This is a genomic window from Streptomyces sp. NPDC001157, from assembly GCF_053598255.1.
In genome coordinates this window covers 154,808-180,374 of sequence record NZ_JBSFJW010000010.1, presented here as the reverse complement: position 1 = coordinate 180,374, position 25,567 = coordinate 154,808, and the positions used below count along the sequence as shown (strand labels likewise).

22 protein-coding genes and 2 tRNA genes are annotated in these 25,567 nt (G+C 71.1%); 9 read left to right on the top strand and 15 right to left on the bottom strand.

Annotation, left to right across the window (positions count from 1 at the left end; translation table 11 throughout):
- The first annotated feature begins 65 nt into the window (after nt 1-65).
- Entirely contained in the window at nt 66-1,376 is a 1,311-nt protein-coding gene (locus ACWDAG_RS20420) for a M6 family metalloprotease domain-containing protein (protein WP_450696992.1), read from the top strand.
- A gap of 543 nt (nt 1,377-1,919) precedes the next feature.
- Here the strand turns inward: ACWDAG_RS20420 and ACWDAG_RS20415 are convergent.
- The 7 genes from ACWDAG_RS20415 to ACWDAG_RS20385 form a co-directional block, all read right to left on the bottom strand.
- Nucleotides 1,920-1,993, bottom strand: a tRNA-Lys gene (locus tag ACWDAG_RS20415).
- The gene (locus tag ACWDAG_RS20410; RefSeq protein ID WP_450696991.1) at nt 1,984-2,577 is read right to left on the bottom strand and encodes a bifunctional DNA primase/polymerase; all 594 of its coding nucleotides are present in this window, start codon (nt 2,575-2,577) and stop codon (nt 1,984-1,986) included. Before ACWDAG_RS20410 ends, ACWDAG_RS20415 begins: the two co-directional genes overlap by 10 nt.
- A gap of 121 nt (nt 2,578-2,698) precedes the next feature.
- On the bottom strand, nt 2,699-3,064 hold the full coding sequence (locus ACWDAG_RS20405; protein ID WP_450696990.1) for a hypothetical protein: 366 nt from the start codon (nt 3,062-3,064) through the stop codon (nt 2,699-2,701).
- 221 nt (nt 3,065-3,285) lie between these two features.
- Nucleotides 3,286-4,626 carry an AAA domain-containing protein gene (locus tag ACWDAG_RS20400; protein WP_450696989.1) on the bottom strand — a complete coding sequence of 447 codons (1,341 nt, stop codon included), beginning with the start codon at nt 4,624-4,626 and terminating at the stop codon, nt 3,286-3,288.
- Nucleotides 4,623-6,212 (bottom strand): hypothetical protein, encoded by a 1,590-nt coding sequence (locus ACWDAG_RS20395; RefSeq protein ID WP_450696988.1) that lies wholly within the window; start codon nt 6,210-6,212, stop codon nt 4,623-4,625. The genes ACWDAG_RS20400 and ACWDAG_RS20395 overlap by 4 nt, the downstream gene beginning before the upstream one ends.
- The gene (locus tag ACWDAG_RS20390; RefSeq protein WP_450696987.1) at nt 6,203-7,363 is read right to left on the bottom strand and encodes a hypothetical protein; all 1,161 of its coding nucleotides are present in this window, start codon (nt 7,361-7,363) and stop codon (nt 6,203-6,205) included. Before ACWDAG_RS20390 ends, ACWDAG_RS20395 begins: the two co-directional genes overlap by 10 nt.
- Nucleotides 7,314-8,261: a phosphatase PAP2 family protein gene (locus ACWDAG_RS20385; protein ID WP_450696986.1), complete on the bottom strand. Its 948-nt coding sequence runs from the start codon at nt 8,259-8,261 to the stop codon at nt 7,314-7,316. The genes ACWDAG_RS20390 and ACWDAG_RS20385 overlap by 50 nt, the downstream gene beginning before the upstream one ends.
- A 193-nt stretch (nt 8,262-8,454) precedes the next feature.
- Between ACWDAG_RS20385 and ACWDAG_RS20380 the strand changes: the two genes are divergently transcribed.
- On the top strand, nt 8,455-9,054 hold the full coding sequence (locus ACWDAG_RS20380) for a histidine phosphatase family protein (protein ID WP_450696985.1): 600 nt from the start codon (nt 8,455-8,457) through the stop codon (nt 9,052-9,054).
- An 87-nt stretch (nt 9,055-9,141) separates the two neighbouring features.
- Here ACWDAG_RS20380 and ACWDAG_RS20375 read toward each other — a convergent pair whose 3' ends face one another.
- Nucleotides 9,142-10,608 (bottom strand): hypothetical protein, encoded by a 1,467-nt coding sequence (locus ACWDAG_RS20375; protein WP_450696984.1) that lies wholly within the window; start codon nt 10,606-10,608, stop codon nt 9,142-9,144.
- A 288-nt stretch (nt 10,609-10,896) separates the two neighbouring features.
- On the opposite strand from ACWDAG_RS20375, the gene ACWDAG_RS20370 reads away from it, so the two are divergent.
- Together ACWDAG_RS20370 and ACWDAG_RS20365 are read left to right on the top strand one after the other, a co-directional pair.
- The gene (locus ACWDAG_RS20370; RefSeq protein ID WP_450697064.1) at nt 10,897-11,334 is read left to right on the top strand and encodes a hypothetical protein; all 438 of its coding nucleotides are present in this window, start codon (nt 10,897-10,899) and stop codon (nt 11,332-11,334) included.
- A gap of 59 nt (nt 11,335-11,393) precedes the next feature.
- Nucleotides 11,394-12,263 carry a spermidine synthase gene (locus ACWDAG_RS20365; RefSeq protein ID WP_450696983.1) on the top strand — a complete coding sequence of 290 codons (870 nt, stop codon included), beginning with the start codon at nt 11,394-11,396 and terminating at the stop codon, nt 12,261-12,263.
- A 35-nt stretch (nt 12,264-12,298) separates the two neighbouring features.
- Here the strand turns inward: ACWDAG_RS20365 and ACWDAG_RS20360 are convergent, their stop codons facing one another.
- Nucleotides 12,299-12,808 (bottom strand): hypothetical protein, encoded by a 510-nt coding sequence (locus ACWDAG_RS20360; RefSeq protein ID WP_450696982.1) that lies wholly within the window; start codon nt 12,806-12,808, stop codon nt 12,299-12,301.
- Between the two features lie 98 nt (nt 12,809-12,906).
- Between ACWDAG_RS20360 and ACWDAG_RS20355 the strand changes: the two genes are divergently transcribed.
- The 3 genes from ACWDAG_RS20355 to ACWDAG_RS20345 all read left to right on the top strand — a co-directional run bounded on the left by ACWDAG_RS20355 (nt 12,907) and on the right by ACWDAG_RS20345 (nt 16,564).
- A complete protein-coding gene (locus tag ACWDAG_RS20355) occupies nt 12,907-13,620 on the top strand; it encodes a response regulator transcription factor (protein WP_450696981.1) in 714 nt (237 codons plus the stop codon).
- On the top strand, nt 13,617-15,020 hold the full coding sequence (locus tag ACWDAG_RS20350) for a sensor histidine kinase (RefSeq protein WP_450696980.1): 1,404 nt from the start codon (nt 13,617-13,619) through the stop codon (nt 15,018-15,020). Before ACWDAG_RS20355 ends, ACWDAG_RS20350 begins: the two co-directional genes overlap by 4 nt.
- 107 nt (nt 15,021-15,127) lie before the next feature.
- A complete protein-coding gene (locus ACWDAG_RS20345) occupies nt 15,128-16,564 on the top strand; it encodes a glycoside hydrolase family 18 protein (protein WP_450696979.1) in 1,437 nt (478 codons plus the stop codon).
- A 153-nt stretch (nt 16,565-16,717) separates the two neighbouring features.
- Here ACWDAG_RS20345 and ACWDAG_RS20340 read toward each other — a convergent pair whose 3' ends face one another.
- From ACWDAG_RS20340 to ACWDAG_RS20325, 4 genes are all read right to left on the bottom strand, one after another.
- Nucleotides 16,718-18,148 (bottom strand): GH1 family beta-glucosidase, encoded by a 1,431-nt coding sequence (locus tag ACWDAG_RS20340; protein ID WP_450696978.1) that lies wholly within the window; start codon nt 18,146-18,148, stop codon nt 16,718-16,720.
- A gap of 178 nt (nt 18,149-18,326) precedes the next feature.
- Nucleotides 18,327-19,232 (bottom strand): carbohydrate ABC transporter permease, encoded by a 906-nt coding sequence (locus tag ACWDAG_RS20335; RefSeq protein ID WP_450696977.1) that lies wholly within the window; start codon nt 19,230-19,232, stop codon nt 18,327-18,329.
- Entirely contained in the window at nt 19,219-20,253 is a 1,035-nt protein-coding gene (locus ACWDAG_RS20330; RefSeq protein WP_450696976.1) for a carbohydrate ABC transporter permease, read from the bottom strand. The genes ACWDAG_RS20335 and ACWDAG_RS20330 overlap by 14 nt, the downstream gene beginning before the upstream one ends.
- Nucleotides 20,250-21,569, bottom strand: a complete 1,320-nt coding sequence (locus ACWDAG_RS20325) for an ABC transporter substrate-binding protein (protein WP_450696975.1) — start codon at nt 21,567-21,569, stop codon at nt 20,250-20,252. Before ACWDAG_RS20325 ends, ACWDAG_RS20330 begins: the two co-directional genes overlap by 4 nt.
- A 357-nt stretch (nt 21,570-21,926) precedes the next feature.
- Between ACWDAG_RS20325 and ACWDAG_RS20320 the strand changes: the two genes are divergently transcribed.
- On the top strand, nt 21,927-22,967 hold the full coding sequence (locus ACWDAG_RS20320) for a LacI family DNA-binding transcriptional regulator (RefSeq protein ID WP_450696974.1): 1,041 nt from the start codon (nt 21,927-21,929) through the stop codon (nt 22,965-22,967).
- An 887-nt stretch (nt 22,968-23,854) separates the two neighbouring features.
- Entirely contained in the window at nt 23,855-24,643 is a 789-nt protein-coding gene (locus ACWDAG_RS20315; protein WP_450696973.1) for a serine/threonine protein kinase, read from the top strand.
- A gap of 75 nt (nt 24,644-24,718) precedes the next feature.
- Here ACWDAG_RS20315 and ACWDAG_RS20310 read toward each other — a convergent pair.
- Nucleotides 24,719-24,791: transfer RNA gene (locus ACWDAG_RS20310), tRNA-His, on the bottom strand.
- 104 nt (nt 24,792-24,895) lie between these two features.
- Nucleotides 24,896-25,498 (bottom strand): oligoribonuclease, encoded by a 603-nt coding sequence (gene orn / locus ACWDAG_RS20305; RefSeq protein ID WP_450696972.1) that lies wholly within the window; start codon nt 25,496-25,498, stop codon nt 24,896-24,898.
- Nucleotides 25,499-25,567 lie beyond the last annotated feature (69 nt).

The window sequence follows — 25,567 nt, the reverse complement described above, 5'->3', positions numbered from 1 at the left end:
TCGAGTCACTCTTCTGGGGCAGGCGAACAGGGCGTAATACGACAAACTGACACAGGCTGGGTGCGGTGTCCCGAGTACCGCCCCCGGAGGTCCCTGTGCCGCGTCAGTCCCCCCTCAAGGAATTCAGGGGTTCCCGACTGCGCAGCACCGCCGCCGTGTTCACGACTCTGTCGGCGCTCGCCGCGACCTCGCTGGTGACCGGGCCGTCGATCGCCGAACCGTTCTCGGCGGTGCCGTGCGCGCTGCAGCGCACCGATGCCCATCACTCGGAGGGCCTCGACACCTGGAACGCCGCATATCCGCGGCCGACCCGTGCGTTGAAGGCCGTGATGATCTTCCTGTCCTTCCCTGACGCGGTCCCGCGGACCACGCCCGCCCAGCTGACGGCCGACCACTTCCCGGCCACCAGCCGCTACTTCGAACGTGCCTCCTACGGCAGGTTCACCCTCCATCCGCATCCGTTGCGGCACTGGATCCGGATGCCGAAGCCGTCCACGGCGTACGCCATGAAGCGGGACTGGAACGCCGAGCACCGGGCCGCATACCTGCACGACGCGCTCGCCGTCGCCGATCCGCAGGTCGACTTCTCCCGCTACGACATCGTCTACTTCGTCGCCGATCCGGACGCGCCCGGTGTGGACTCCGACGCGACGAAGGTCGTCAACCTGGACACCCCGCTCAGGGCCGACGGCACGGACATCCGCCGCGTCGTCACCGTCTTCGAGAAACACCCGCCGGACCGGCTCGTACTGGCCCACGAGACCGGACACGTCTTCGACCTGCCGGACCTGTACCACCGGCCCGACGACGGCAAGGGCGACTGGGACACCTACGTCGGGGACTGGGACCTGATGGGCAGCCAGTTCGGTCTCGCCCCCGACCTGTTCGGCTGGCACAAGTGGAAGCTGGGGTGGCTGTCTCCGCGGCAGGTGGTGTGCGTCCGGGAGGCGGGCGTCACGCGGCTGACACTGGAGCCGCTGGATGCCGGGCCGGGGGCGCAGGTCAGGGGGGCGGCGGGGCCGCCGGCCTTCGGACTCGGGCGCGGCGTGAAGCTCGCGGTGGTGCGGACCGGTCACGACAGCGTGCTCGCCTTCGAGGCGCGCGGACCGGCCGGCAACGACGCGGCGGCCTGCCGCTCGGGCATCCTCGTCTACCGCGTCCGCGGCGGCGCCCAGTCCGGCGGCGGCCCGATCGAGGTGATCGACGCCCACCCCCGCACGGAGGCCTGCTGGGAGAACTCCGTCTACCCCCCTCTCGCGGACGCCCCCGTCTCCCTGGGCGAGACCTTCACGGTGCCGGGAGAGGGAATCCGGGTCCAGGCGGAGGGCCGCACGGTTTCGGGAGCATGGACGGTCAAGATCACGGCCGGGGCCTGACTCCCTCCCTCTGCGGCCGGTTTGTCCGCCGGTTCTTGAGCCAGTCTCGGCGGCCCGGGCGGCCTCTTCGGTGTGCGGTGCCGGCGGCCGTCGGTGCAGGCGTGCACTGTGCGTGGCCTCGTGGCGGGGGCTGGCTTGTTCCGTCTGCGGCGATGGCGCCCATCGGTGCAGCGGGTGCCGACGGTGAGGCATTCCGATGTGCGTGGTCGCGCGACTGGGGCTGGTTTGTTCCGTCTGCGGTGACGGCGCCATTGGTGCAGTGGGTGCCGATGGCTAGGCGTCCACTGTGTGGCCTCGTGGCGGGGGCTGGCTTGTTCCGTCTGCGGCGATGGCGCCCATCAGTGCAGCGGGTGCCGACGGCGAGGTCCCCACTGTGCGCGGCCTCGCAGCCGAGGCTGACTTGTTCCTCTGCGGCAATGGCAGCCCCCGGCGGAAGGGGGGTGTGGGTGGCGAAGCCCCCACAACGCGCGGCGAAGCCGCGCAAAAACAACGATGGCGAGACCGGTTCGCGTTTTCCGCGAACATGCCTCGCCATCGCCATCGTGCGCCGCCAGGGACTCGAACCCCGGACCCGCTGATTAAGAGTCAGCTGCTCTAACCAACTGAGCTAGCGGCGCCTGCTGACGTCGTAGACCTTAGCATCCTGATCGGCCGGGGGAAAAATCGATATCCGTACGGCTGCGCGGGCCGCCCGTACGGCCGCCCAGAGCAGGATCTCGGGGCCCGGCAGCCAGGGGTGGCGGGTGTCGGGGGCGACCAGCCAGCGGGAGTCGGGCGAGGTCGGCGGGGTGGTCGCGAGCAGGGGCGGGACGGTCACCGCGTCGCCGTTGCCGTGGCACAGCAGCGGCGGGATCCCTCCCGTCCGGCCGAACTCCTCCCAGCGCAGCAGTGAGGGCAGCCGCTGGGCCGTGCCGGGCGCGGCGAACAGCAGCATGCGGCCCCGGAAGGTCGCCACGGGGCCGGAGCCCGGCCCCTCGTCCCACAGTCGGTCGACCATCCGGCGTGCGAAGACGGCGGGGGCACTGACGACGTCGAAGACCGAGCCGCACGGGAGCACCACCGGAGCGTCGGCGCGCTCCTTCCAGAGGGCGAGCGTGCTGCGCGGGTACGCCCCCGCCGAGGCGAGCCAGGCGGCTCCGTCCGCGGTGACTCCGCTGACGTCGAAGCGGTCCGAGAACACGTCGGTGCGTTCGCTGCTCATGACATCCATGTCTACCGGCTGTGAACGCGCCGCTCCCCACGGTTGCCGGAAACCGGGACAGGTGGGAGAGAAGAGGAGTATCTTGCCCGCCTGGCATATGCCAGAGCGAAGTGGCTCGTATTCAGATCGGGTCCGCGGAGCCCCGCTCCTCGGTCCCGCTCATCAGGTCCCGCCCGTATTCGACCATCTTCTTGGCATAGTCCTCGGTCCACTCGGCGCGTTCCGCGATGTCCGCCGGCGTCAGCCGGTCGAACCGCCGCGGGTCCGCCAGCTGCGCGGCCGCCATCGCCTGGAACTCCACCGCCCGGTCGGCCGCCGCGCGGAACGCCTGCGCCAGCTCCGTCGAGCGGGCCAGCAGCGCCCGCGGATCGTCGATCGACTCCAGGTCGAAGAAGTGCTCAGGGTCGGAGGCCGCCTCCGCGGGCTCGAAGAGCAGGGGCGCGGGGCGTAGCCGCGGTTCGTTCCGACGCGGCGTGGGCTCCGCCATGTCTTCTCCTTCTCGTACGTCGCAATCGACCCGTCCAGGACAGGGCCACCGTCCATTGTCCCGCGGCCACGCAAGGGGGCCCGGGACTCCGGGTCCCTCAAGGCCTGAACGGCACCCGATGTTCCCCGCGCCGCGCCGGCACCGCGTGATTCGCTTCCCACCGGTCAGGGGCTGTATTCATCGGCCGCCTCCAGCGGCGGCCCGGCCCCCGGGGGTCTCGCTCACGGCTGCCAGCCCACCCGGTGCTCGGCCAGCCGCGCCAGCACCGCGTGGTTCGCCTCCCACCCGTCGGGGAACTTCACCAGCGTCCCCAGTTGCACCGGCTCCGTCGACGGGTAGTCGTCCAGGAGCTCGCTCACCCCCGCCCGGCAGACCACGATGCACGCGTGGCGGTGGCGGGAGGCCAGGACGCACAGGCGGCCTGTCTCCAGGTGGAAGGCGGTGGCGTCGGGGCGTCCGGAGAGGGGGTGGAGGACCACCGTGACGTCGTATTCGCGGCCCTGGAGGCGGTTCGCCGTGTCTACGGTGACGTCCGTGACGCCCAGCTCCGCGAGTGCCGCGCGGACGGCCGCCGCCTGGTCGCGGTGGGCCGTGCCGACGGCGATCCGGTCCGGAGTCAGCGGCAGGGGCTCCTCGGGCGCGCGCTCCGACGTGGCCCCGCCGCCCCGGTCCAGCAGCCGCCGTACGACGGTCGCCACCGCCCGCACCGCCTCGGGGTCGGTGCGCGGGGTGTGCCGTGCGGGCAGTTCCAGCAGGCCCCAGCCCGACTCGGCGGCTTCGTCGATCACCTTGTCGGGGCCGGATCCGTCCGACGGCACGGCGAAGGCGAGGCGGCGGTCGCCGTGGCCCGTGCCGCTGCGGAACGGGGTGTACGGGTAGAAGGCGTCCGAGACCAAGGGCGCCGCGGAGGCCGGGAGCCGCCAGGACACCGGCAGGCGGTGCTGCGGAAGGTCGGGGTTGTGGGCCAGGAGGGTGGTCACGGCGGAGGCCGAGGGGTCGTACGACAGGCCCGCCCACTGCTCGCTGCCCACGATCGAGAAGGGGTCGAGCTGGCCGGGGTCGCCCACGAACAGGGCCCGCTCGAACAGCCCCGCCACGGCGAGCAGCGCGTCCGAGCGCATCTGGTACGCCTCGTCCACGATCGCGTGCCGCCACGGCTCGTCGACCTTCACATGCGCCCACTTCGCGGCCGTGGAGATGACGACCGCGAGGCCGGTCAGCTCGCCCGCCTTCGCCGACTTGCGTACGTTCGGCAGGTCGTCGAGCGCCTTGTCGTACGGGTCGGCGTCGCTGCTGTGCAGACGGCCGACGGGGAGCTCCCGGTTCTTCTCCGCGAGCCGCAGCACGAGGTCGTCGACCTGGGCGTTGGTCTGGGCGACGATCATCAACGGGCGCCCCGCGTCGGCCAGTTCGAGCGCCGCACGGACGACGAGGGTGGACTTTCCGGCACCGGGAGGGGAGTCCACGACCACGCCCCGGTGGTTGCCGTGCAGGGTGTCGCGGAGGATGGCGTCGGTGGCCTCGGCGGCCAGGGCGCCGGGGTCGAAGGCGGTGGTGGTCACAGCACGTCCTCCGCGGTCAGGGGATCGGCGGCCTCCGCAGCGGTCTCGCCCGGCGGCCCGCCGTGCGTCCAGGGTGTCTCCTCCGGGTCGGGCAGCTTCGGGCCGCCCCGCTGCTCGTGCTCGAAGAGGGTGAAGCAGAGCCGGTCGCCCTTCTCGGGCACCGAGCCGGCCTCGGGCTCCTTGCCGCGGCCCATCTTGTCGACGACGCGCAGCACGATCAGATCCTCCGCCTCCCGCCCGACGAACTCCGCCGCCTGCGGCCTGCCGCCCAGCGAGCGATACACCTTGACCCGCTCGCCCAGGTGCGGACGGTCCTCCGTCCGCAGGGTGATCAGCGGGCGCGGGCTGGGCCGTTTGCCCTCGCTGTACGCCATCACGACGTCCGTCACCTCCCCGGCGAACGCCTCCCCGGACAGCCGCCGCCCCGCCATCACCAGCGGATCGTCGAGCGCCTCCTGGGCCTCCAGACGGGCCTGTTCACGCTCGCGTGCGGCGAGTTTGTTGGCGGCGGTCACCGCGTCGTCGCGGCGCGGCTGCGGCGGCTCGCCCGCGACGACCCGGTCGCGGTGGCCGGTGAACGACCAGCGGTCGCGCGTCCACCGCTCCTCGACATGCGCCCCCTCGGGCAGTACCCGCAGCAGGTCGAGGCCCTGCCACACCTTCTCCCAGGTGGGCAGGGTGCGGCTCAGCACCAGCTCGCGGATCTCCCGCTCGGCGGCGGTGAGTTCACCGAGCCGGTCGTCCGCCTCCAGACCGTCCTCGGCGGCGGCGAGGGCGGTGCGCGCGCGGTCGTAGCGCTCGATCGCCGGCGCGAGCAGCTTGTTGTCGAACGCCGGGTCGGTGGCCGGTCCGGCGGGAGGGCAGAGCAGTTGGCCCTTGGCGTCGCGGGTCAGCTCGGCGTGCAGGGCCGCCTCGGCGCCCGTCGCGCCCTCCGGAGGGTCGATCCAGGCGAGCAGGGCGCCAAGGTGCTGGTCCTCCAGGGTGGACTGCCCGGTCGCCCAGTGCCGGGCCAGGACGTCCGTCATCGCCAGCAGGAGGGAGGAGCCGGGGACGCGGGCGCGCTCCCCGAAGTGCGTCAGCCAACGGCCGAGCAGCGGTACGCGCGGCGGCGCGGGATACGGGGTCTCCGGGTCCTGTTCCGCCGTACGCCGGAAGCGCATGGAGCGGCCCAGCAGCCGTACGAAGTCGATGCCCGCGCGGCTCGGCACGATCAGCTGCGGGGCGTCCGCGCACAGCTCGACCTCGACCTTGACCCGCTTGCCCGTCTCCGGATCGGTCTCGTTGCGCTCGGCGGCCTCCACGTCCTCGGCGTACGCGTCGAGATACGGCAGGACGACGTCGGCCAGCTCGGCCAGGAACGTGAACCTGAGGTCACGGTCGCGCGGCTGCGGTACGGCCAGCAGTCGCGGCGCGTCCCGCTCGGTGCCCACGAGCGCACCTAGGGGGGCGCCGGCCTCGCCCGCCGTGGTGAGCGGCACGAAGACGAGCGGCCGCTCCGACAGATGCCGGTGCCGGACGGTGGCGGCGGGCTGCGCGCGGCCGGTGCGCGAGGCTTCCAGCCGGGCGAGCGTCGTGATCAGCGACACGGGAGCTCCTCCGAACGGGGTGCCGGGGCCTGCGGCCCGCAGTTCTGCAGCGCCTCGGCGCGCAGCCGGGCCGCTCGCCGCAGCGCCGTCACCGCTGGATCCTCCGGGTCTCCGGTTTCTCCGCGAGCCGCCGACAGGACCTCCTCGACCGTCGTCAGGCCGCCCAGTTCGGCGCGGACCGAGCGGCCCAGGGACGTCACCGCCCCGGCCGCGCGGGAGCGGTCGCGGCAGTGGAAGGCCAGCTCACAGGCGGACAGGCACTCGGGTGCGTACGTCGCCGGAACCGACTCCACGGCCGAGGTCAGCTCGTCGGCGGGCAGCTCCGGCGAGAAGCAGGTGCCCTCGGGGAGCGTGTCGGCGATGTCCTCGATACGGGTGAGACGGGCCAGCTGGCGGCCGGTGACCGCACGCTGCTTGCGCACATCGACGGCCGAGGCGGTGGGGATGTTGGAGAAGTCCTTGGGGCAGACGAGGAGAATCCGGTGCCGCACCTCGGGGGTGGGGTCGAGGCGGGCGGCGACCTCTTCCAGGGCGAGCACGTACACCGCCGCCTGGCGTGCCGCCGCGCCCACCTTCGCCGGGTCCGCGCTGCCGTCCAGCATCGGGAAGGACTTGATCTCGACGACCGTCCAGCTGCCGTCGGGATGCACGACCACCGCGTCCGGCTCCAGGAACGCGGGGGAGCCCGCCACGTCGAGCGCGAGCATCGGATGGTCGAGGAGAGTCCAGGTGCCGACGGCCGCGGTGGCCTCGCGCAGCGCCAGCGCCGTACGGGCCGCGCGGCCTTCGGGGCCGGTCGCGGAGAGGTCGGGCACCTGTGCCTCGGCGGGCGGCTCCGCGCGCCGGTCCAGCTTCTCGTGCACCAGCTTGAGCAGCTCCGCGCCGCCGTCCGCCTTGACCTTCGCCTCGAACGCGTTGCCCCGCGTGAACGCGAACTGCGACTGCCCGAAGACCGAAGGGGAACCCAGCGCGCTCGCCACCGCCGCCTTGTTCACCCCGGCGCCGTCCAGGATCGCGCGCCGTCTGCAACCGGGGTTGGCGGCGAGGGCGGCCAGGGCGCGCGCGTCCAGCGCCTTGGCCGGTACCTCGGGACCGCGCAGCTCAGCGAGCCGCTGCCGGAGCGCCTTCCCCCGCGTCCGTGGGAGAGGCACCCGGCTCGGCTCCGGATCCGATCCGGGACTCGCGCTGCCGTGGAATTCGCTCACCCGCGGAAGTCTGGCATCCGGCACTGACAATTGAGGAACCTGAGACCTGAGCGCTCCCTGCGCCGAAGGCCAGCCGCTCCCTGATCGCGTCCGCGCCCCGCATGACGTACGGCGTCAGAACCAGCCCGACGCCCATCACGGCCACACCCGCGACCGCGTCGAGGAAGTAGTGGTTCGCGGTGCCCATGACCACGATCGTGGTGAGCAGCGGATAGGCGACGGCGGCGACCTTCGTCGTACGCGTCCTGCCGTACCGCCACAGCATGACCCCGCACCACAGCGCCCAGCCCACGTGCAGGCTCGGCATGGCCGCGTACTGGTTCGTCATGCCCCCGAGGCCGCGCGGTGCGCTGGCCTCGCCGCCCCACCAGCCGTACGAGCTGTACTGCGCCATCGTGTCGACGAAGCCGTGGCCCGCGGAGAGCAGGCGCGGCGGGCAGGTCGGCAGCAGGGTGAAGCCGATCAGGCCGAAGAAGGTGGACGTCATCAGCCAGGTGCGGGCCGCGCGGTACTGCACGGTGCGTGATCTGAACAGCCAGACCAGGATCGCGGGCGTGACCAGGTAGTGCAGCGACGCGTACCAGAAGTCCGCCGGGACGCCGAGCCACGCCTCGCGCGTGAAGAGCCGGTTGAGCGGGTGCTCGGCGTTGATGTGCAGGAACTTCTCGAGGTGCAGGATCGTCACGCCGTGGTCGACGGCGTTCGAGGTGTCACCGCGGGCGAGCAGGCGGCCGGCCGAGTAGCAGGCGTACACCAGCAGGATCAGCGGCAGTTCGGTCCACCAGCGCAGGCGGGTGTGCGGGGTTGCTGCCTCGATGCCCGGTGTCGTCTCGGTCCTCGGCATCCGATCGCCTCCCCCTTCGTTCTCGCGCGGCGCCCGGCGGGCCGGTCGTGCCACTTTACGGCGTACGTGCGCACCCGCTTCGGGCGCCCCGGCCCTCAAAGACGCAGAGATCGGCCACCGGGTTGCCCGCCCCAAGGGTGCGCGATGATGGACTGGTTCCGCCTGCGTTTTCTCCCGGAAGGCATCTCAGCTCATGGCACCGCGCATTCTGCTGGCCCGGCACGGACAGACCGAGTGGTCGCTGTCCGGCAAGCACACCGGCAGGACCGACGTGCCGCTCCTGGAGGAGGGGCGGCGCGGCGCCAAGCTGCTCGGCGAGCGGCTGCAGCGGGCGCCGTTCGAGGGGCTCCCCGGGGTGGCCGTCCGCACCAGTCCGTTGGCACGCGCGCGTGAGACGTGCGAACTTGCCGGGTTCGGGGAGCGGGCGGTCGTGTGGGACACGCTGATGGAGTGGGACTACGGGGCGTACGAGGGGATGACGCCCGAGGAGATACAGGGCGTGCGGCCGGGGTGGTTGATCTGGCGGGACGGGGTGCCCGGGGGTGAGTCGCTGGCCGAGGTTGCCTCACGGGCGGACGAGGTGGTGGCTTGGGCGCGGGCTGAGGACCGGGATGTGCTGGTGTTTGCCCACGGGCACATCTTGCGGTCGATCGGGGCTCGGTGGTTGGGGCTGCCGTTGGATTTTGCCGCGCGGATTAGGTTGAATCCCACGTCGTTGTCGGTGCTGGGGTGGGCTTATGGCGAGCCGGCCATTGAGAGCTGGAACGACCTGGGGCACTTGACCGGGGTGTGAGCTGTGCCGGGGGGTGTCGCTGGCGGGCGGGGGGTTCGCTTACCGGCGCTGGCCGCACTACGGCGGCGCGGTTGGCCGCGGCTACGGCTACGGCGTCCGGGGCTGGTTGGCGTGGCGTTCCAGGAAGGTTGATACGCCCGACGCCCGGCGGTGCGGAAGCAGGACCCTCGCCGTTCCTGCCAGCATCGTCTGGACCCGGGACGACTGGACCTGGTCGAGGAGGTCCAGTACCTGCATTCCGGCTGTTGCCGCCTCGTCCGGGCGGCCGCCTCTGGCCAGGTCGTCCGCCAGTTCTGCCGTGTAGAGGGCGATGTTGCGGGTGAAGTGCGGGTTCTGGAGCTGGGCCGCGCGGCGCGCGTGGCGTGCCGCGCGCGGCCAGTCGCCGAGAGTCGACCAGCACTGCGCCTCCAGGCCCTCCAGCTCGGCCTCCCCGTAGAAGCTCATCCACTCGGGGTCGGCGTCCGAGGGGCCTCGCTCGAAGAGGGTCTGCGCGCGGACCAGTGCCTGTTCGCAGGCGGTGCGGTCGGCGAGCCCCGCCCAGCCGCCCGCCTCGCGCAGCGCGAGCAGCGACATCAGCCGGGCGGAGCCCAGGGGGCGTGCGACGCGTTGTGCGGCCTGGGCGGCCCGGACCGCCTCGCGCGGGCGTCCGGCGTCGCGCGCAAGGAACGCCGTGTTGCAGAAGCCGTGCGCCTCCAGGGCGTCGTCGCCGGTCATCCGGGCGGTCGCGAGCGCCTCCGCGTAGTGCGAGCGGGCATCGTCGAACCGCCCCGAGTCGTGCGCCAGCCAGCCCACGGAGATGGCGAGTTCACCGGCGCCCGAGTGGAGACGGTCGGCGGTCGTCTGCCGGGTCGCCCCGGCGTCCAGAAGCGCATAGGCGGCGCGCAACGGAGCCGACGCGCGCCGGTAGAGCCCGTCCGCGCCGTGCCGGTCGTCGAGCAGCCGGATTCTGCGTACGGCCTCTTCGAGCGCGTACGCGTCGTTCGCGCCGGGGCGGCGGACGGGACGTCCCGCTGCCGCGGCGTCGAAGGCGAGCCCGATCGGGCCCAGCGAGGCGGCGGCCACCGTGGCGCCACCGCCGGTCATGAATGCGCGACGCAGCACGTCGCTCTCCTCGTAGTTCTCGTGAAGCGCATGGCTCTCGTGACGCCCATGCGGGTCGTAAGGGACTTGCGGGTGATAAGGGACCTGCGGGTCCGGGTTGTCCTGCCTCTCATACGGCTCGTACGCCCCCTGTGTCTCACCGGTGCTGTGCGCCCGGCGTCCGCGGACGGACGAGCGGGGCGCGAAGCCCAGGTCGGTGAGGGTGCGGCCGGGGAACATGTGCAGGAACACCCGTTCGTATGCATAGTTGGGGCAGCGGATCTCGCCCGCCTCGACCCGGCCGATGTAGCGCGCGTCGCAGCTGACCCGCTCCCCGATCTCGCGCGCGGCCCGGCGCACCGCGGCGGCGAACTCGGCCGGCGAGCGCTGTCCGCGCAACTGCCGGAAGACGAGGTTCGGCCGCGGTGGCCTGGGGGGCGTGGGCTGGGACGAGGTCAGCTGTGACGACGTCATGGCCGGGTCCTCTCGTGCGAACCGTCGAACCATGCCGGATTCAGGGTGGGTTGTCCGTGAAGAGCCCTGCCTCCAGCGGGCAAGAACGTACCTGCTGTGGCGGACTGCTCACGCTGTGTTTGGCTACAAACCGGATATCTCATACGGGATCTGCCATGAACTGCCATCCTTTGTGGCTGACTTCCGCCGTAGCCGTTGACGCGTGTGCCGCGTTGAGCCCTGCGGACCGGGAGCCGCCCGACTCCCGACCCGCTTCGTTCAAGGAGGGGTTCCGTGGTGGAGGCCGGGATGGAGATCAGACAGAGCGTCGTTCCTCGTACGCCGCCCGTGACCGTGGCGCACGCCCCGACCCCGGAGCGCAACGGGTTGACCCTCCCCGACGGTGCGTGCGACCTCGTCACCGTGCCCACCCGGCAGGGGCTGGAGGCCGTCGACATCCTGCGGCGCGGCGCGGGCGACGCGGTCGGCCCCGTCCTGCACGACGACGACTGCAACACGCTCGGCTTCGTGGTGCCGCCCGGCACGGCCGCCGCCTGGGACGTCCCGGGCAGCACCTGTACGGAGACCAACGGCCGCGGTCTGAGCGTGAACCCCGAGCCGCCCGTGGAGGGCTCGGACTGGCTGCTCCCACCCGGCGAGGCCGACCTCGCGACCGACCCGGCGGTCCTGCGCGCCGCCCTGGGCGAGGCGGCACGGATCATCGAAGCCGCGGACAACTGCCGCTGACCTGGTTGCTTGCGCCCCCTGCGCAGGCGTGGCCGCACGGGGCTGCCGATAATGGCGCAATGGGAAAGTCCAGGAACCCCCGGCGTGGAAGCGGCGGCGCCGATGCGGTCGTCGAGGCCGTCGACGGCGGGCTCGCCGAGCTCATGCCCGACCGGGACCGGGCGCGGGCCTGGACGCTGCTGATCGACGGGGCGCCACAGTCGCACGTCGATCTCGACGACCCCTCCTACCTCTCCTTCGAGTACCAGCGCCGGCTCGGGCATGTCATCGACCTCGTCGCACCGGCCGGGAAGCCCGTGCACGCCGTGCACCTCGGCGGCGGAGCCCTCACCCTCGCCCGCTATGTCGCCGCCACCCGCCCCCGCTCCACCCAGCAGGCCGTCGAGCGGGACGCCGCGCTCGTCCAACTGGTCCGTCGTGAGCTGCCGTTGGACCCGAACGCCCGGATCCGGGTGCGTTCCGTCGACGCCCGCGAAGGGCTCGCCAAGGTGCTCGACGGCTGGGCCGACCTCGTCATCGCCGATGTGTTCAGCGGGGCCCGCACCCCCGCCCACCTCACCTCGACCGAGTTCCTCGACGACGTCCGCCGGGTCCTGAAGCCGGGCGGTTTCTACGCCGCCAACGTCGCCGACGGGCCGCCGCTCGCCCACCTCCGCGGCCAGATCGCCACCGCGGCCGCCCGCTTCCCGGAACTCGCACTGGTCGCCGACCCGACCGTGCTGCGCGGCAAGCGCTTCGGCAACGCGGTCCTCGTCGCCTCCGACGCCCCGCTGCCGGTCGCGGAACTGACCCGCCGAGCCGCCTCCGACCCGCACCCCGGCCGGGTCGAACACGGCCGTGCGCTCCTCGACTTCACCGGCGGGGCGACCCCGGTGACGGACGAGGCGGCGGTCGCCTCACCGGCGCCGCCGCCCTCGGTGTTCCGTTGACCAGCAGTGGTGACCAGTAGTTCCCGCAGTGGTGCCTAGTAGTTCCCGATCTCCACATGCGGCGGCCCGTCGTGCCAGGTGCAGATCACCGAGACCTTGTTCGTGCCCGAGGTGAACTCCACCCGGATCCACGTCTCCGTCTTCCACACCTGCATCGACCAGCCGGACCCCGGCGTCGCCGACACGAGCGTCGCGGAGGCCTTGCCGAGGTCGAAGACCGCACGCCCGCCGTCGGTGTCGTAGGCCTTGACCTGGCCGGACGCGGTGGGGGTCGGGGTGGGGCCGGGGGTCGGCCTCGTCGACGGCGCGGGCGTCGGGGAAGGCCCCCGCGACGCGCTCTTCGACGGCGACGGCGACGGCCGCTTCGTCGACGACGCCAGAGGCTTCGACTCCTGCGTGGTCGCGTCCGCCGCCGTGATCGGCAGGGCGCGCGGCGGGTCGTACGCCGTGCCCGCCATCACCGTGTGGACACCCCACCACGACAGCGTGACCGCCGCGCCCGTGGCGAGCGACCAAGCCAGTACGTGTACGAGTCCTCTGCGCATCGCGGGCCATACTGCCTCACGCGTCCCACCAGCCGCACACGCTCGGAGTTATCCACAGGCCCCGATACGGCCCGCCCGCATGGCGTACGGTGCCGCGCATGGCAAGTGTGCTCGTGGTCGAGGACGACCAGTTCGTACGCTCGGCGCTGATCCGGCACCTGACCGATGCCGCGCACACCGTGCGCAGTGTCGGGACGGCGCTGGAGGCGCTGCGCGAGGTCGCCCATTTCCGTTTCGACGTGGTGATTCTGGACCTGGGACTGCCCGATCTGGACGGGTCCGAGGCCCTGAAGATGCTGCGCGGCATCACCGACGTGCCGGTGATCATCGCCACCGCGCGGGACGACGAGACGGAGATCGTCCGCCTGCTCAACGCGGGTGCCGACGACTACCTGACCAAGCCCTTCTCCGTCGAGCACCTGTCCGCGCGGATGTCCGCGGTTCTACGACGGTCCCGGTCCGTCCCCTCGGACGCCGCGCCGTCCACCGTCCTGCGGGTCGGCGGCCTCACCGTCGACCCGCTGCGCCGCCAGGCGGAACTGGACGGCGTCCGCCTCGACCTCACCCGCCGCGAGTTCGACCTGCTCGCCTTCCTGGCCGGTCGTCCGGGTGTCGTCGTACCCCGCAAGGAACTCCTCGCCGAGGTCTGGCAGCAGTCGTACGGCGACGACCAGACCATCGACGTCCATCTGTCCTGGCTGCGGCGGAAGCTGGGCGAGACCGCCGCGCAGCCGCGCTATCTGCACACCCTGCGGGGCGTCGGCGTGAAGCTGGAGCCGCCAGCGTCCGGGGGAGCGGAGCCGCCACGATGAGATGGGCACTGGTCAAGGTCTGTCTGGCGGTCACCGCCATGGTCGTGGTCGCCTTCGCGGTGCCGCTCGGGCTCGTCATCAAGGAGATGGCCCGGGACCGCGCGTTCTCCAACGCCGAGCGGCAGGCGGCCGCGGTCGCCCCGGCGCTGTCCATCACCACCGAGCGCGACCAGTTGGAGCGGGTCGTCGCCTCCGCCGGCTCGGACTCCGGGATGGCCGTGCACATACCCGCGGCCACCGGACAGTCCGCCGTCGACATCGGGCGGCAGCGCGCCGCCGACGAGGACATCGCGACCGTGCGCAAACTGGGCCGTGCCTCCACCACCGCGGTCTCCGGCGGCTCCACACTGCTCCAGCCGGTCGCGCTGAGCACCGGCGCGATAGCCGTCGTCGAGGTGTACGTCCCCGAGTCCGAGGTCAGCAACGGCGTCGGTACGGCGTGGGCGGTGCTCGCGGGGGTCGGGATCGCCCTGATCGTCGGATCCGTCGCGGTCGCCGACCGGCTGGGCGTACGGATGGTGCAGCCCGCGCAGAAGCTGGTCGAGGGTGCGCACGAGCTGGGGGAGGGGAAGCTGGGGGCAAGGGTGCCGGAGGAAGGGCCGACCGAACTGCGGCTGGCGGCGGTCGCGTTCAACTCCATGGCCGACCAGGTCGTACAACTCCTCGCGAACGAGCGGGAGCTGGCGGCCGACCTGTCCCACCGGCTGCGCACCCCGCTGACCGTGCTGCGGCTGAATGCGGCCTCGCTCGGTGACGGACCGGCCGCCGAGCAGACCCGGGCCGCCGTCGCCCAGCTGGAGCGCGAGGTCGACACCATCATCCGCACCGCTCGGGACGCCAAACCGCAGACCGCGGCCGGTCCCGGCGCCGGATGCGACGCGGCCGAGGTGGTCCGCGAGCGGATGGCGTTCTGGTCGGCTCTCGCCGAGGACGAGGGCCGCAAGTGGCGGATGGCCGGCGCCGACCGTCCGGTGCGCATACCCGTGGCCCGGGCGGACCTCGCGGCCGCACTGGACGCCCTGCTCGGCAATGTGTTCCGGCACACCGCCGAGGGCACGGCCTTCGCGGTCGACCTGCACAACGGTGAGGACGCCGTGATCGTGCTGGTCTCCGACGCCGGTCCCGGGATCCTGGATCCCGAGGCCGCCATGGCGCGCGGGCGGGGCTCCGGCAGCGACGGATCCACCGGACTGGGCCTGGACATCGTGCGCCGGCTCGCCGAGTCGACCGGCGGTGACGTGCGGATCGGGTCATCGGTGCTGGGCGGGACCGAGGTGCGGATCTGGATCCAGCTGGACGGGCGGGAGCGGGCGCCCGGCGGGCGGGGTCACCGGCTGGTCCGGCGCCGCAGACAGAGCAAATTGGTCTCTACCTTTAACCGTCCCCGATCCCTTCCTTAAGCGCACCCTAAGATCCTCAACCCCCGTCCGGATCAGGCAGATTGCCCGATTCCGGCTCGCTAGCGTGCTGCCGCACCCCACCCCCGAACCATGAAGGCAGGCACGCGATGAGCACGCACCGGCGCAAGGTGAGCGGCAGGAACAAGGCGATCGGCGGAGCTGTCGCCGCGGCCGTGATCGGCGGTGGCGCGCTCCTGCTCACCGGTACCGCGCAGGCGGCGGGCGTGGGCGCCGCGTACACGAAGACCAGTGACTGGTCGACGGGTTACACCGCGCAGTACGTCGTCACGAACAACACCGGCCAGACGGAGAAGAGCTGGAAGCTGGAGTTCGACCTGCCGTCCGGCTCGAAGCTCAGCTCGCTCTGGAACGCCGAGTCCAGCGTCAGCGGTCAGCACGTCACCGTGACCCCGGCCAAGTGGGACACCGACGGCCTCGCGCCCGGCAAGTCCGTCACCGTGGGCTTCGTCGTCAACGGCACCGGTAACCCCGGCAGTTGTCTCGTCGACGGCGCCAAGTGCTCCGCGGACGACGGCCCGACCCCCGAGCCGAGCGGCCGCCCCACCCAGTCCCCGACACCCACTCCCACGCCGACCAGGACGGCGACCCCCACCCCCACCCCGACCCAGAGCTCCGGCACCGGCACCACGGCGAGCGCGGGCTTCGCCCCCTACGTCGACACCTCCCTCTACCCCGCCTTCGATCTCCTCGCGAGCGCCGACGCGACGGGCGTGAAGAACTACAACCTCGCCTTCATCACCGACGGCGGCGGCTGCACACCCAAGTGGGGCGGTGTGACCGACCTCGGCAGCGACGGGGTGGCATCCCAGATCGGCGCCCTGCGCGCCAAGGGCGGTGACGTCCGCGTCTCCTTCGGCGGCGCCTCCGGTTCCGAACTGGCGACGACGTGCTCCTCGGCGGACGCGCTCGCCACGGCGTACGGCAAGGTCGTGGACCAGTTCAAGCTGACCAAGGTCGACTTCGACGTGGAGGGCGGCGCGCTCCCCAACACCACGGCGAACACGAACCGCGCGAAGGCGATAGCCAAGCTCCAGGCGGCCCACCCCGACCTGGACGTCTCCTTCACCCTCCCGGTCATGCCCGAGGGCCTCACCCAGGACGGCGTGAACCTTCTCTCCAACGCCAAGTCCAACGGCGTGAAGATCAACACCGTCAACATCATGGCCATGGACTACGGCGCCTCCTACAGCGGCGACATGGGCACCTACGCCGAGCAGGCGGCCACCGCCACGCAGGCGCAGGTCAAGAGCGTGCTCGGGCTCTCCGAGGCAGCCGCCTGGAAGGCGGTCGCCGTCACCCCGATGATCGGCGTCAACGACGTCTCGTCCGAGATCTTCAAGGTCGACGACGCCACCCAGCTGACGTCCTTCGCCAAGTCCAAGGGCCTCGGCGGTATCTCGATGTGGTCGGCGACCCGCGACAAGCAGTGCGCCGGCGGCACCAAGCCCACCGCCGACGCCACCTGCAGCTCCATCACCCAGGACAAGTTCGCCTTCTCGAAGGCGTTCGGCGCCTTCAACTGACCACCGGCGGTTGATGCGCCTCGGCCGCACTTCCCCCACCCGGCCGGGGCGCGGCGCGGTTTCGCCATGCGGCTCCGCCGCGCCCCAAAGGGGCGCGGGGAACTGCGCGACCAGCCACGACGGGCCGTCAGACAACCGACGGCCAATCGCGACTCAGTCGACCTCCACCGCAGGCAACGTCCCCGTCCGAGCGGCCTGCCCATACCAGAGCGCACTCGACTTAGGCGTACGAGCAAGGGTGGCGTAGTCGACATACACCGCACCGAAGCGCTTCTCGTACCCGTACGCCCACTCGAAGTTGTCCAACAGGGACCACAGGTAGTACCCGCGGACATCCGCACCGTCGGTGATCGCCCGGCGTACCGCCGCAAGATGACCCTCCAGGTAGGCGATGCGCTCGGGGTCGTGGACGCGGCCGTCGGAGTCGGGCTTGTCGTCGTAGGCCGCGCCGTTCTCGGTGATGTACAGCGGCAGTCCGGGCGCCTCGCGCGTGTACCGCATGATCAGCTCGTGCAGGCCGGTCGGGTCGATCGTCCAGCCCATCTCGGTGCGTTCGCCCGGGGTCTGGTGGAAGGCGACGTCGTCCGCGCCCGGCCAGGGGGAGTGGTCGCTGGCGCCGTGGCCGTCGGCGCGCGGGTTGCTCGGGTCTGCCTCGGCCGCCGAGACCAGCGTGGGCGTGTAGTAGTTGAGACCCAGCGCGTCCAGCGGCTGGTGGATCGCGCCCAGGTCGCCGTCGAGGACGTACGACCAGTCGGTGATCAGCTCGGTCGCCGCGAACAGCGACTCCGGGTACGCCCCGTGCAGGATCGGGCCGTGGAAGACGCCGTTGGCCAGGTCGTCGATCTTCCGCACCGCCGCCAGATCCGCCGGGTCATGCGGCGAAAGGGGCCTGACCACCGAGGAGTTGAGGCTGAGCGCGACCGAGTTGCGGGCCGGCATCACCGACCGCAGGGCCGAGGTGCCGAGCCCGTGGGCCAGGTTCAGGTGGTGAGCGGCCCTCAGGGACGCCTCCGGCTCCGTCCGGCCCGGTGCGTGCACCCCGGAGCCGTAGCCCAGGAACGCGCTGCACCACGGCTCGTTGAGGGTGATCCACTGCTCCACCCGGTCGCCCAGCGCCTCGCCCACGATCTGCGCGTACTCGGCGAACCGGAGTGCCGTGTCCCGCTCCGGCCAGCCGCCCGCGTCCTCCAGCTCCTGCGGCAGATCCCAGTGGTAGAGGGTGACGGCCGGCTTGATGCCGTGTTCGAGCAATTCGTCGACCAGCCGCCGGTAGAAGTCCAGGCCCACCTGCACGGCCGGGCCCCGCCCCGTCGGCTGCACCCGCGACCAGGAGATCGAGAAGCGGTACGCGGACAGGCCCAGCTCGGCCATGAGTGCCACGTCTTCGCGGTACCGGTGGTAGTGGTCGACAGCGATGTCACCGTGTTCGCCGCCGGCGGTCCTGCCCGGCGTATGACTGAAGGTGTCCCAGATCGAGGGCGTACGGCCGCCCTCCCGCACCGCCCCCTCGATCTGATACGCGGAGGTCGCGGCACCCCAGAGGAAGGCGGAGGGAAAGGTCACCGGCTGTGCGGACTCAGGCATGGAAGCGCTCCCATAGGTGGTCGTCGAGACCGAAGAGTTGGAGGGGAGAGACGAGGGAGGGACAGGGGCAGGAACAGCGGGAGGAAGAGCGGGAGGAAAGGGGCCGAGGCGGCGCCGGCCGGCCCCGAGGGGACGTACAAGGACGTACGACGTGACCGGAACGAGGAACGACGAGCCGTCAGCCCTTGATCGCGCCCTGCATGATGCCGCCCACGATCTGCTTGCCGAACAGGATGAACGCGATCAGCAGCGGCAGTGTGCCCAGCAGCGCGCCCGCCATGATCACGGCCTGGTCGGGGACGTAACCGGTGCCGAGCGAGTTGAGGGCGACCTGCACGGTCGGGTTCTGCTGGTTGAGGGCGATGATCGGCCACAGGAAGTCGTTCCAGGCGAACACGAAGGTCAGCAGGCCCAGCACGGCCATCGCGGGGCGGGCCGCGGGGAAGACCACGTGCCAGACGACTCTCAGGCTGCTCGCCCCGTCCACCCGGGCCGCCTCGATCAGCTCGGTGGGCAGCGCCTGCACCAGGTACTGCCGCATGAAGAACGTGCCGAAGGCGCTGACGAGGGTGGGCAGAATGACCGTCTGCAGTTGGTTGGACCAGCCCAGGTCCGCCATCCACAGATACAGGGGTACGACGGCCAGCTGCGGCGGGATCATCATCGTGCCGATGGTCAGCAGCAGCAGGGTGCTCGAGAACCTGAACCGCAGCTTGGCGAAGGCGAACCCGGCGAGCGTGGAGAACACGACCGTACCGATGGTGATGGTCCCGGCGACGATCGTGGAGTTGACCATGGCGGTGCCGAGCCCGGCCTGGTCCCAGGCGGCCTGGAGGTTCTTGAACAGGTTCGCGCCGAACCACAGGGGCGGCGGTGACTGCGCGAGCCGCTCGTTGTTGCGCGAGGCCGCGATGGCCGTCCAGACCAGTGGGGCCAGCGAGATCAGTGCGAAGACCGTCAGGACGACATAGGTGACCGGGCCCGCGTGCATCTGCTTGCCCGCGCCGAGCATCCTGCGGCGTCCGGGGCCACGGCCTTCGCCCTTCCCCTTCGCCTGAGGGAGTGTCAGTTCACTGGTCGTCATGGGACTTCCTCAACCGTCGGGTGATCAGCAGGTTGATCGCGGCGACGACCAGCAGGATCAGGAACATCGTCCAGGCGATCGCGGAGGCCTTGCCGAGGTTCCCGATGCCCCAGCCCTGGTCGTACATGTACAGGCCGAGCGTCTGGTACTGGTGCGCGGAACCGCCCTTCGAGCCGCTGACCCCGCCGAACAGGAGCGGCTCACCGAACAGTTGTGTGGCGCCGATCGTGGAGACGACCACCGTGAACAGGATCGTCGGCCGCAGCATCGGGATCGTCACATGGCGGAACTGCTGCCAGCGGCCCGCGCCGTCGATCGCCGCCGACTCGTACAGGTCGGAGGGGATCGCCTGCATCGCCGCGAGGTAGATCAGCGCGTTGTAGCCCGTCCACCGCCAGATCACGATCGTGGAGACGGCGAACTGCCCGCCCCAGTCGGACTCGCGCCAGTTGATCGGGTGGACACCCACGAAATGGAGCAGCCAGTTGATCATGCCGCCGTCCCACGAGTACAGCAGCGTGAAGACCAGCGTCGCCGCCGCCACCGAGGTGGCGTACGGGGTGAGCATCACGACCCGCCAAAGGGTCGAGCCGCGCAGCCGGTAGTTGAGCAGATGTGCGATCCCGATCGCCATCAGCAACTGCGGCACCGTGGAGATCACGCCGATGCTGAACGTGTTCTCCAGGGCGTTCCAGAAGAACTGCGAGGACAGCAGGTGCTTGTAGTTGTCCAGACCGGCCCAGGTCTGGTGGTCCAGACCGGACAGCTGCACGTTGTGCAGCGAGTACCAGGCCGTATACAGGAGCGGGACGAGTCCGAAGGCTCCGAAGATGATGAAGAAGGGGGCGATGAACGCGTACGGGGACGCCTTCATGTCCCAGCGGTACAGCCGGCTGCGCCATGAGTCGGGGCCCGGCGGTGTACCGCGACCGTGAGCGCCCCGGGCCGCGCCCGGCGGGGTGCCGGGCGCGGCCTCGGCGCTCGACGCGGAATGCGCGAGAGCCTGCTGGGAGCTGGTCACTGGCCGAGCACGTCCTTGACCTCGTTCTTGGCCGCGTCCCAGCCCTGCGTCGGGCTCTTGCCCTTCTGCTCGACCTGGAGGATGCCGACGTCGGTGATCGCCGTGTTGATCGGCTGGTCCTTGACGCCGAAGTACTGGACCGGGATGGTCTTCGCCGAGTCGGCGAAGATCTGTGTGAGCGGCGCGTTCGAGAAGTAGGCCGTGGTGTCCGCGGCCGGCTTCAGGGTCGAGTACGCCGACGGGGTCGACGGGAAGCTCGCCTGCTTCGCGAAGACCTTCGCCTGCTGCTCGGGCGCGGTCAGCCACTTCGCCAGGGCGATGGCCTCCTTCTGGTGCTTGCCCGCCGTCGGCACGCCGAGGAAGGAGCCGCCCCAGTTGGACGCGGTCGGGGCCGCCGCCACGTCCCAGTTGCCCTTGCCGGAGGCGCCGGACTTCTGCTCGATGTAGCCGATCATCCACGCCGGGCAGGCCACCGTCGCGAAGGTGCCCTTGGCGTAGCCCTGGTCCCAGGTCGGGTCGAACTGCTTCAGCTTCGCCGACATGTTGCTGGTCGCCACGGACATGGCGACGTCCCAGGCCTTCTTCACGCCGTCGGACTTGTCCCAGATGACGTTGCCGTCCTTGTCGTAGTAGCGCTCGGCCCCGCCGCCGAGGGCCGCGTTGTAGACGGAGGAGGCCGAGTCCACGAACTTGGTGCCGCCGGGCGCCTTCTTCATGTACTGCTTGCCGACGTCGACGTACTTGGCCCAGTCGCCCTTCCACTGCGCGGCGAGCTTGGTGCGGTCCGTCTCCAGACCGGCCTTCTTGAAGAGGTCCTTGCGGTAACAGATCGCCATCGGGCCGACGTCGGTGCCGAGCCCGATCAGCTTGCCGTCCTTGGTGGTGGCCTGGGCGTTCTTCCAGTCCAGCCACTGCGATTTGTCGACGTCCTTGCCGAGGTCGACGAACTTGGCGCCCTGCGTCTGCACGGCCTCGGTGACGTTGCCGACCTCGATCGCCTGGATGTCGTCGGTGCCGGAGCCCGCCTGCAGCCGGGTGAGGACCTTCGGCCAGTACACGTCGGTACGGGTGGTGACGTTCTCCTTGATGCTGATGTCAGGGTGCAGCTTCATGTACTCGTCGTAGAGGCCGGCCTGCTTGTAGCCGAACACACCGAAGGTGCCGATGGTCAGTGTGGTCTTGCCCTTGCCGTTGCCGCCGCTGTCGTTCGACGAACTGTCCGAGTCCTTGGAGCAGCCGGCCAGCAGCCCCGTGGTCAGCGCGGCCACGGCCGCGAGGGCCATCAGCCTGCGGGACCGTCGGGTACTCGTGCCCATTTGCGTCCTCCTGTTGCCTGACGTGCCGACCCCCCGGCCAACTGCATTGTTGGGCCCGTTCTACACGCTGCGGCTCGGGCGGGGAACGTGCGGGATGTGTATGTGTCAGGTACTGTGGGAGCGCTCCCACAAGTGATGTGTTGAAGGTTCGCCGCTTCGAGCGGGGGTGTCAAGGGAGTCGGCGTGGCGAGATGTGTTCAGTTATCGGGCCGTTAACTGGACGAGAGGAGTCCGGTACGCGGACCCCGGCGACCATCGGCTTGGGGTCCGGGGGCGGCAGCCCCGGGGACGTTCACGGATCCCCCGGGACTGTTAGATTCCAGGCCAGCTGTAACAACGGCGGAAGGGCGGAGCCAGATGCGGAACCGGAGCGGTGGTCGACCCACCCTCGAAGAGGTTGCCGCCCGCGCCGGCGTGGGCCGCGGCACGGTCTCCCGGGTGATCAACGGCTCGCCCCGGGTCAGCGACGCGACCCGCGCGGCGGTCGAGGCGGCGGTGGCCGAGCTCGGCTATGTCCCCAACACGGCGGCCCGTGCCCTCGCGGCGAACCGCACGGACGCCATCGCCCTGGTCGTTCCCGAGCCGGAGACCCGTTTCTTCGCGGAGCCGTACTTCTCGGACATGCTGAAGGGCGTCGGCGCCGAGCTGTCCGACACGGAGATGCAGCTCCTGTTGATCTTCGCGGGCAGCGACCGCGAGCGCCAGCGCCTGGCCCAGTACCTCGCGGCCCACCGCGTCGACGGCGTCCTGCTGGTCTCGGTGCACGCGGACGACCCGCTCCCCGATCTGCTCGCCCAGCTGGAGATCCCGGCGGTGATCAGCGGTCCCCGATCGGCCGCGGAGACCCTGACCTCCGTCGACTCCGACAACTACGGCGGCGGCCGCTCGGCGGTCGAGCACCTGCTCTCCCGAGGCCGCCGCAAGATAGCCCACATCACCGGCCGCCTCGACGTCTACGGCGCCCAGCGCCGCGTCGACGGCTACCGCGACGCCCTGAGCGACGCGGGCCAGGAGGTCGACGAACTCCTCATCGAACCGGGCGACTTCACCGAGGAGGGCGGTCGCCGGGCGATGACGAGACTGCTCAGCCGCTGCCCCGACCTGGACGCGGTCTTCGCGGGCTCCGACGTGATGGCGGCGGGCGCCCGCCAGGTCCTGCGCGAGGAGGGGCGCCGCATCCCCGACGACGTGGCGCTCGTCGGCTACGACGACTCGGCCATAGCCCGCCACATGGACCCGCCCCTCACCAGCGTCCGCCAGCCCATCGAGGAGATGGGCCGCCGCATGATCGACCTGCTCCTCGCCGAGATCGCGGACCGCCGCCCGGCCGTCTCCCGCGACCTGGAACGCCGCCAGGTGGTCCTGGCGGCGGAACTGGTGCAGCGCACGTCTTCCTGACGGCGATCCGGCCATACGGCGCTCCGTCCGATTCCGGCAGGTCAAACGCCGTGCTGATCGCAGCTGTAGGGCCGGTGGTGGCCTGCTCGGGTGGTGTGCTTGCACGGCCGAAGGGGGTGGGCGAGCCTGGTCTCGGCGCGTCCCGCGACGGGGTGCAGGGTCTCGAATCCCGCGCTGATCGCGGCTGCAGGGCTGGTGGTGGCCTGCTCGGGTGGTGTGCTTGCACGGCCGAAGGCGGCGGGTGAGCCGAGGCCGGGGGTGGGTCCTGTGATGGGGTGCAGGGTCTCGGATGCCGTGCTGATCGCAGTCGCAGGGCCGGTGGATGTCTGCTCGGGCGGTGCTTGCACGGCCGAAAGGGGTGGGTGAGCCTGGCCTCGGCGGGTCCTGTGATGGGGTGCAGGGTCTCGGACGCCGTGCTGATCGCGGCTGCAGGGCTGGTGGTGGCCTGCTCGGGTGGTGTGCTTGCACGGCCGAAGGGGGTGGGCGAGCCCGGTCTCGGCGCGTCCCGTGATGGGTGCAGGGGCTCGGACGTTGTGCTGATCACGGCCGCAGGGCCGGTGGAGGCCTGCTCGGGTGGTGTGCCTGTACGGCCGGAGGGGGCTGCGAGCAGTGGCCGGGGGCGGGTTCCGCGATGTGCTGCAGGGGCCGGGAGTCCCGCGGCTCCGCAGCTCAATGGGGCGGTGTGGTTGTTTCCGCGCCGGATGGCGATGCTGACCTCCGTGAGCGGCGCGGTCGGCGTGTGCGCCGGAGCCGTGCGGACCGCTGACCACCCCACTCGGCGGTCGGTGTCGTGCGGGGTTGCCGACCGGCGGGGCACCACCACATCGGCGTCCCGTCGCCCAAGAAATGAACCTCACCCGCCCGCCCGGGCACGCATGCTGGCACCCATGACTCCTCATCCCCTGCTGGACGTCCACGAGGTTCCCGCCGTCGAGCCGTACCTCCGTACGGTGGGCGAGGTGTTCCGCACCTTCCGCGACCAGGACTCGGGCTGTGTGTCGTACGGGGTCCTCCTCCCGGACGGCGACCGCTGGTTCGTCAAGGAGGCGGTGACGGACCGGGCCCAGCGGTCCCTGGACCGGGGCTGGGCCTTTCACCGGGCGGTGCGCCATCCGGTGATCGTCCCTCAGCTCCGCCGCATCGCCGTACGGGGCGGCACTCGTACGGCGGCGGTGATGCCCTGGTACAAGGGCGAACCCCTCTACGGCGCCACCGCCCGTGCCCGCTTCCGCGCCCTTCCGGTACCACGCGTCCTGCACGCCCTGGACCGGATCCTCGACGCCCACCTGGCCGTGGAGGCGGCGGGCCAGGTCGCGGTGGACCTCTATGACGGCGCCTTCCTCCACGACTTCGACGCAGACGATCTCCACCTCATCGACCTCGACGAATACCGCCCGGGCCCCTTCGTACTGACGGAGGACCGTCTCCCCGGGTCCCGCCGCTTCATGGCTCCGGAGGAGTGGAGGCGGGGTTCGGTCATCGACGGCCGCACCACCGTCCATGCCCTGGCCCGCACGGTCCGCCTCCTCCTGGACGCCGGTGACGACGAGCGCGCCTGGCGGGGTACGGCGGCACAGCTGGCGGTGGTGGAGCGGGGGACGCGGGCGGATCCGGGCGAACGGTTCGCGGGCGTACGGGAGTTGGTGACGGCGTGGCGGGCGGCGACGTGCCCCTGAGTGTCCCGCGCCCTTTTGGGGCGCAAACGAATCAGCCGGTGACCCTGTTCTCAGGGTCACCGGCTGATTACTCAGGGTGAGTGACGGGACTCGAACCCGCGACATCCTGGACCACAACCAGGTGCTCTACCAGCTGAGCTACACCCACCACGACCGGCGGTCTACTTCGTGGTTTTCCGACCGGCCGAGAAAAAGTGTACAGGGTCCGAAGGGGTGCTCGCGCACGCCTTTTGCCGCGCCCCCTCGGGGTGGTTACTCCGCAGGCAGGACGTGCTTCGCGGCGATCGACCTGGCGGTGTCGGAGTCGGGGCCGGGCTGCGGCACGAAGATCGCCTCGCGGTAGTAGCGCAGTTCGGCGATGGACTCGCGGATGTCGGCGAGGGCGCGGTGGTTGCCGTTCTTCTCGGGACTGTTGAAGTAGGCCCGCGGGTACCAGCGCCGGGCGAGCTCCTTGACGCTCGAAACGTCGACGATCCGGTAGTGCAGATAGTCCTCCAGCGTCGGCATGTCGCGGAGCAGGAAGCCGCGGTCGGTGCCGACCGAGTTGCCGCACAGCGGGGCCTTGCCGGGTTCCTTGACGTGTTCGCGGACGTAGGCGAGGACCAGTTCCTCCGCGTCGGCCAGTGTCGTGCCGCCGGCGAGTTCGTCCAGCAGCCCGGACGCGGTGTGCATCTGACGCACCACCTCCGGCATCGTCTCCAGTGCCTTGGACGGCGGACGGATGACGATGTCCACACCTTCGCCGAGGATGTTCAGCTCGGAGTCGGTGACGAGGGCGGCCACCTCGATGAGAGCGTCGTCGGACAGCGAGAGGCCGGTCATCTCGCAGTCGATCCACACCATGCGATCGTTCATGCGACCACCCTAAGGCTGGCGCCCGCAAAATCGGCCCCTCTGGTGTTCGAGGAGCGGGGGTACGGGGGG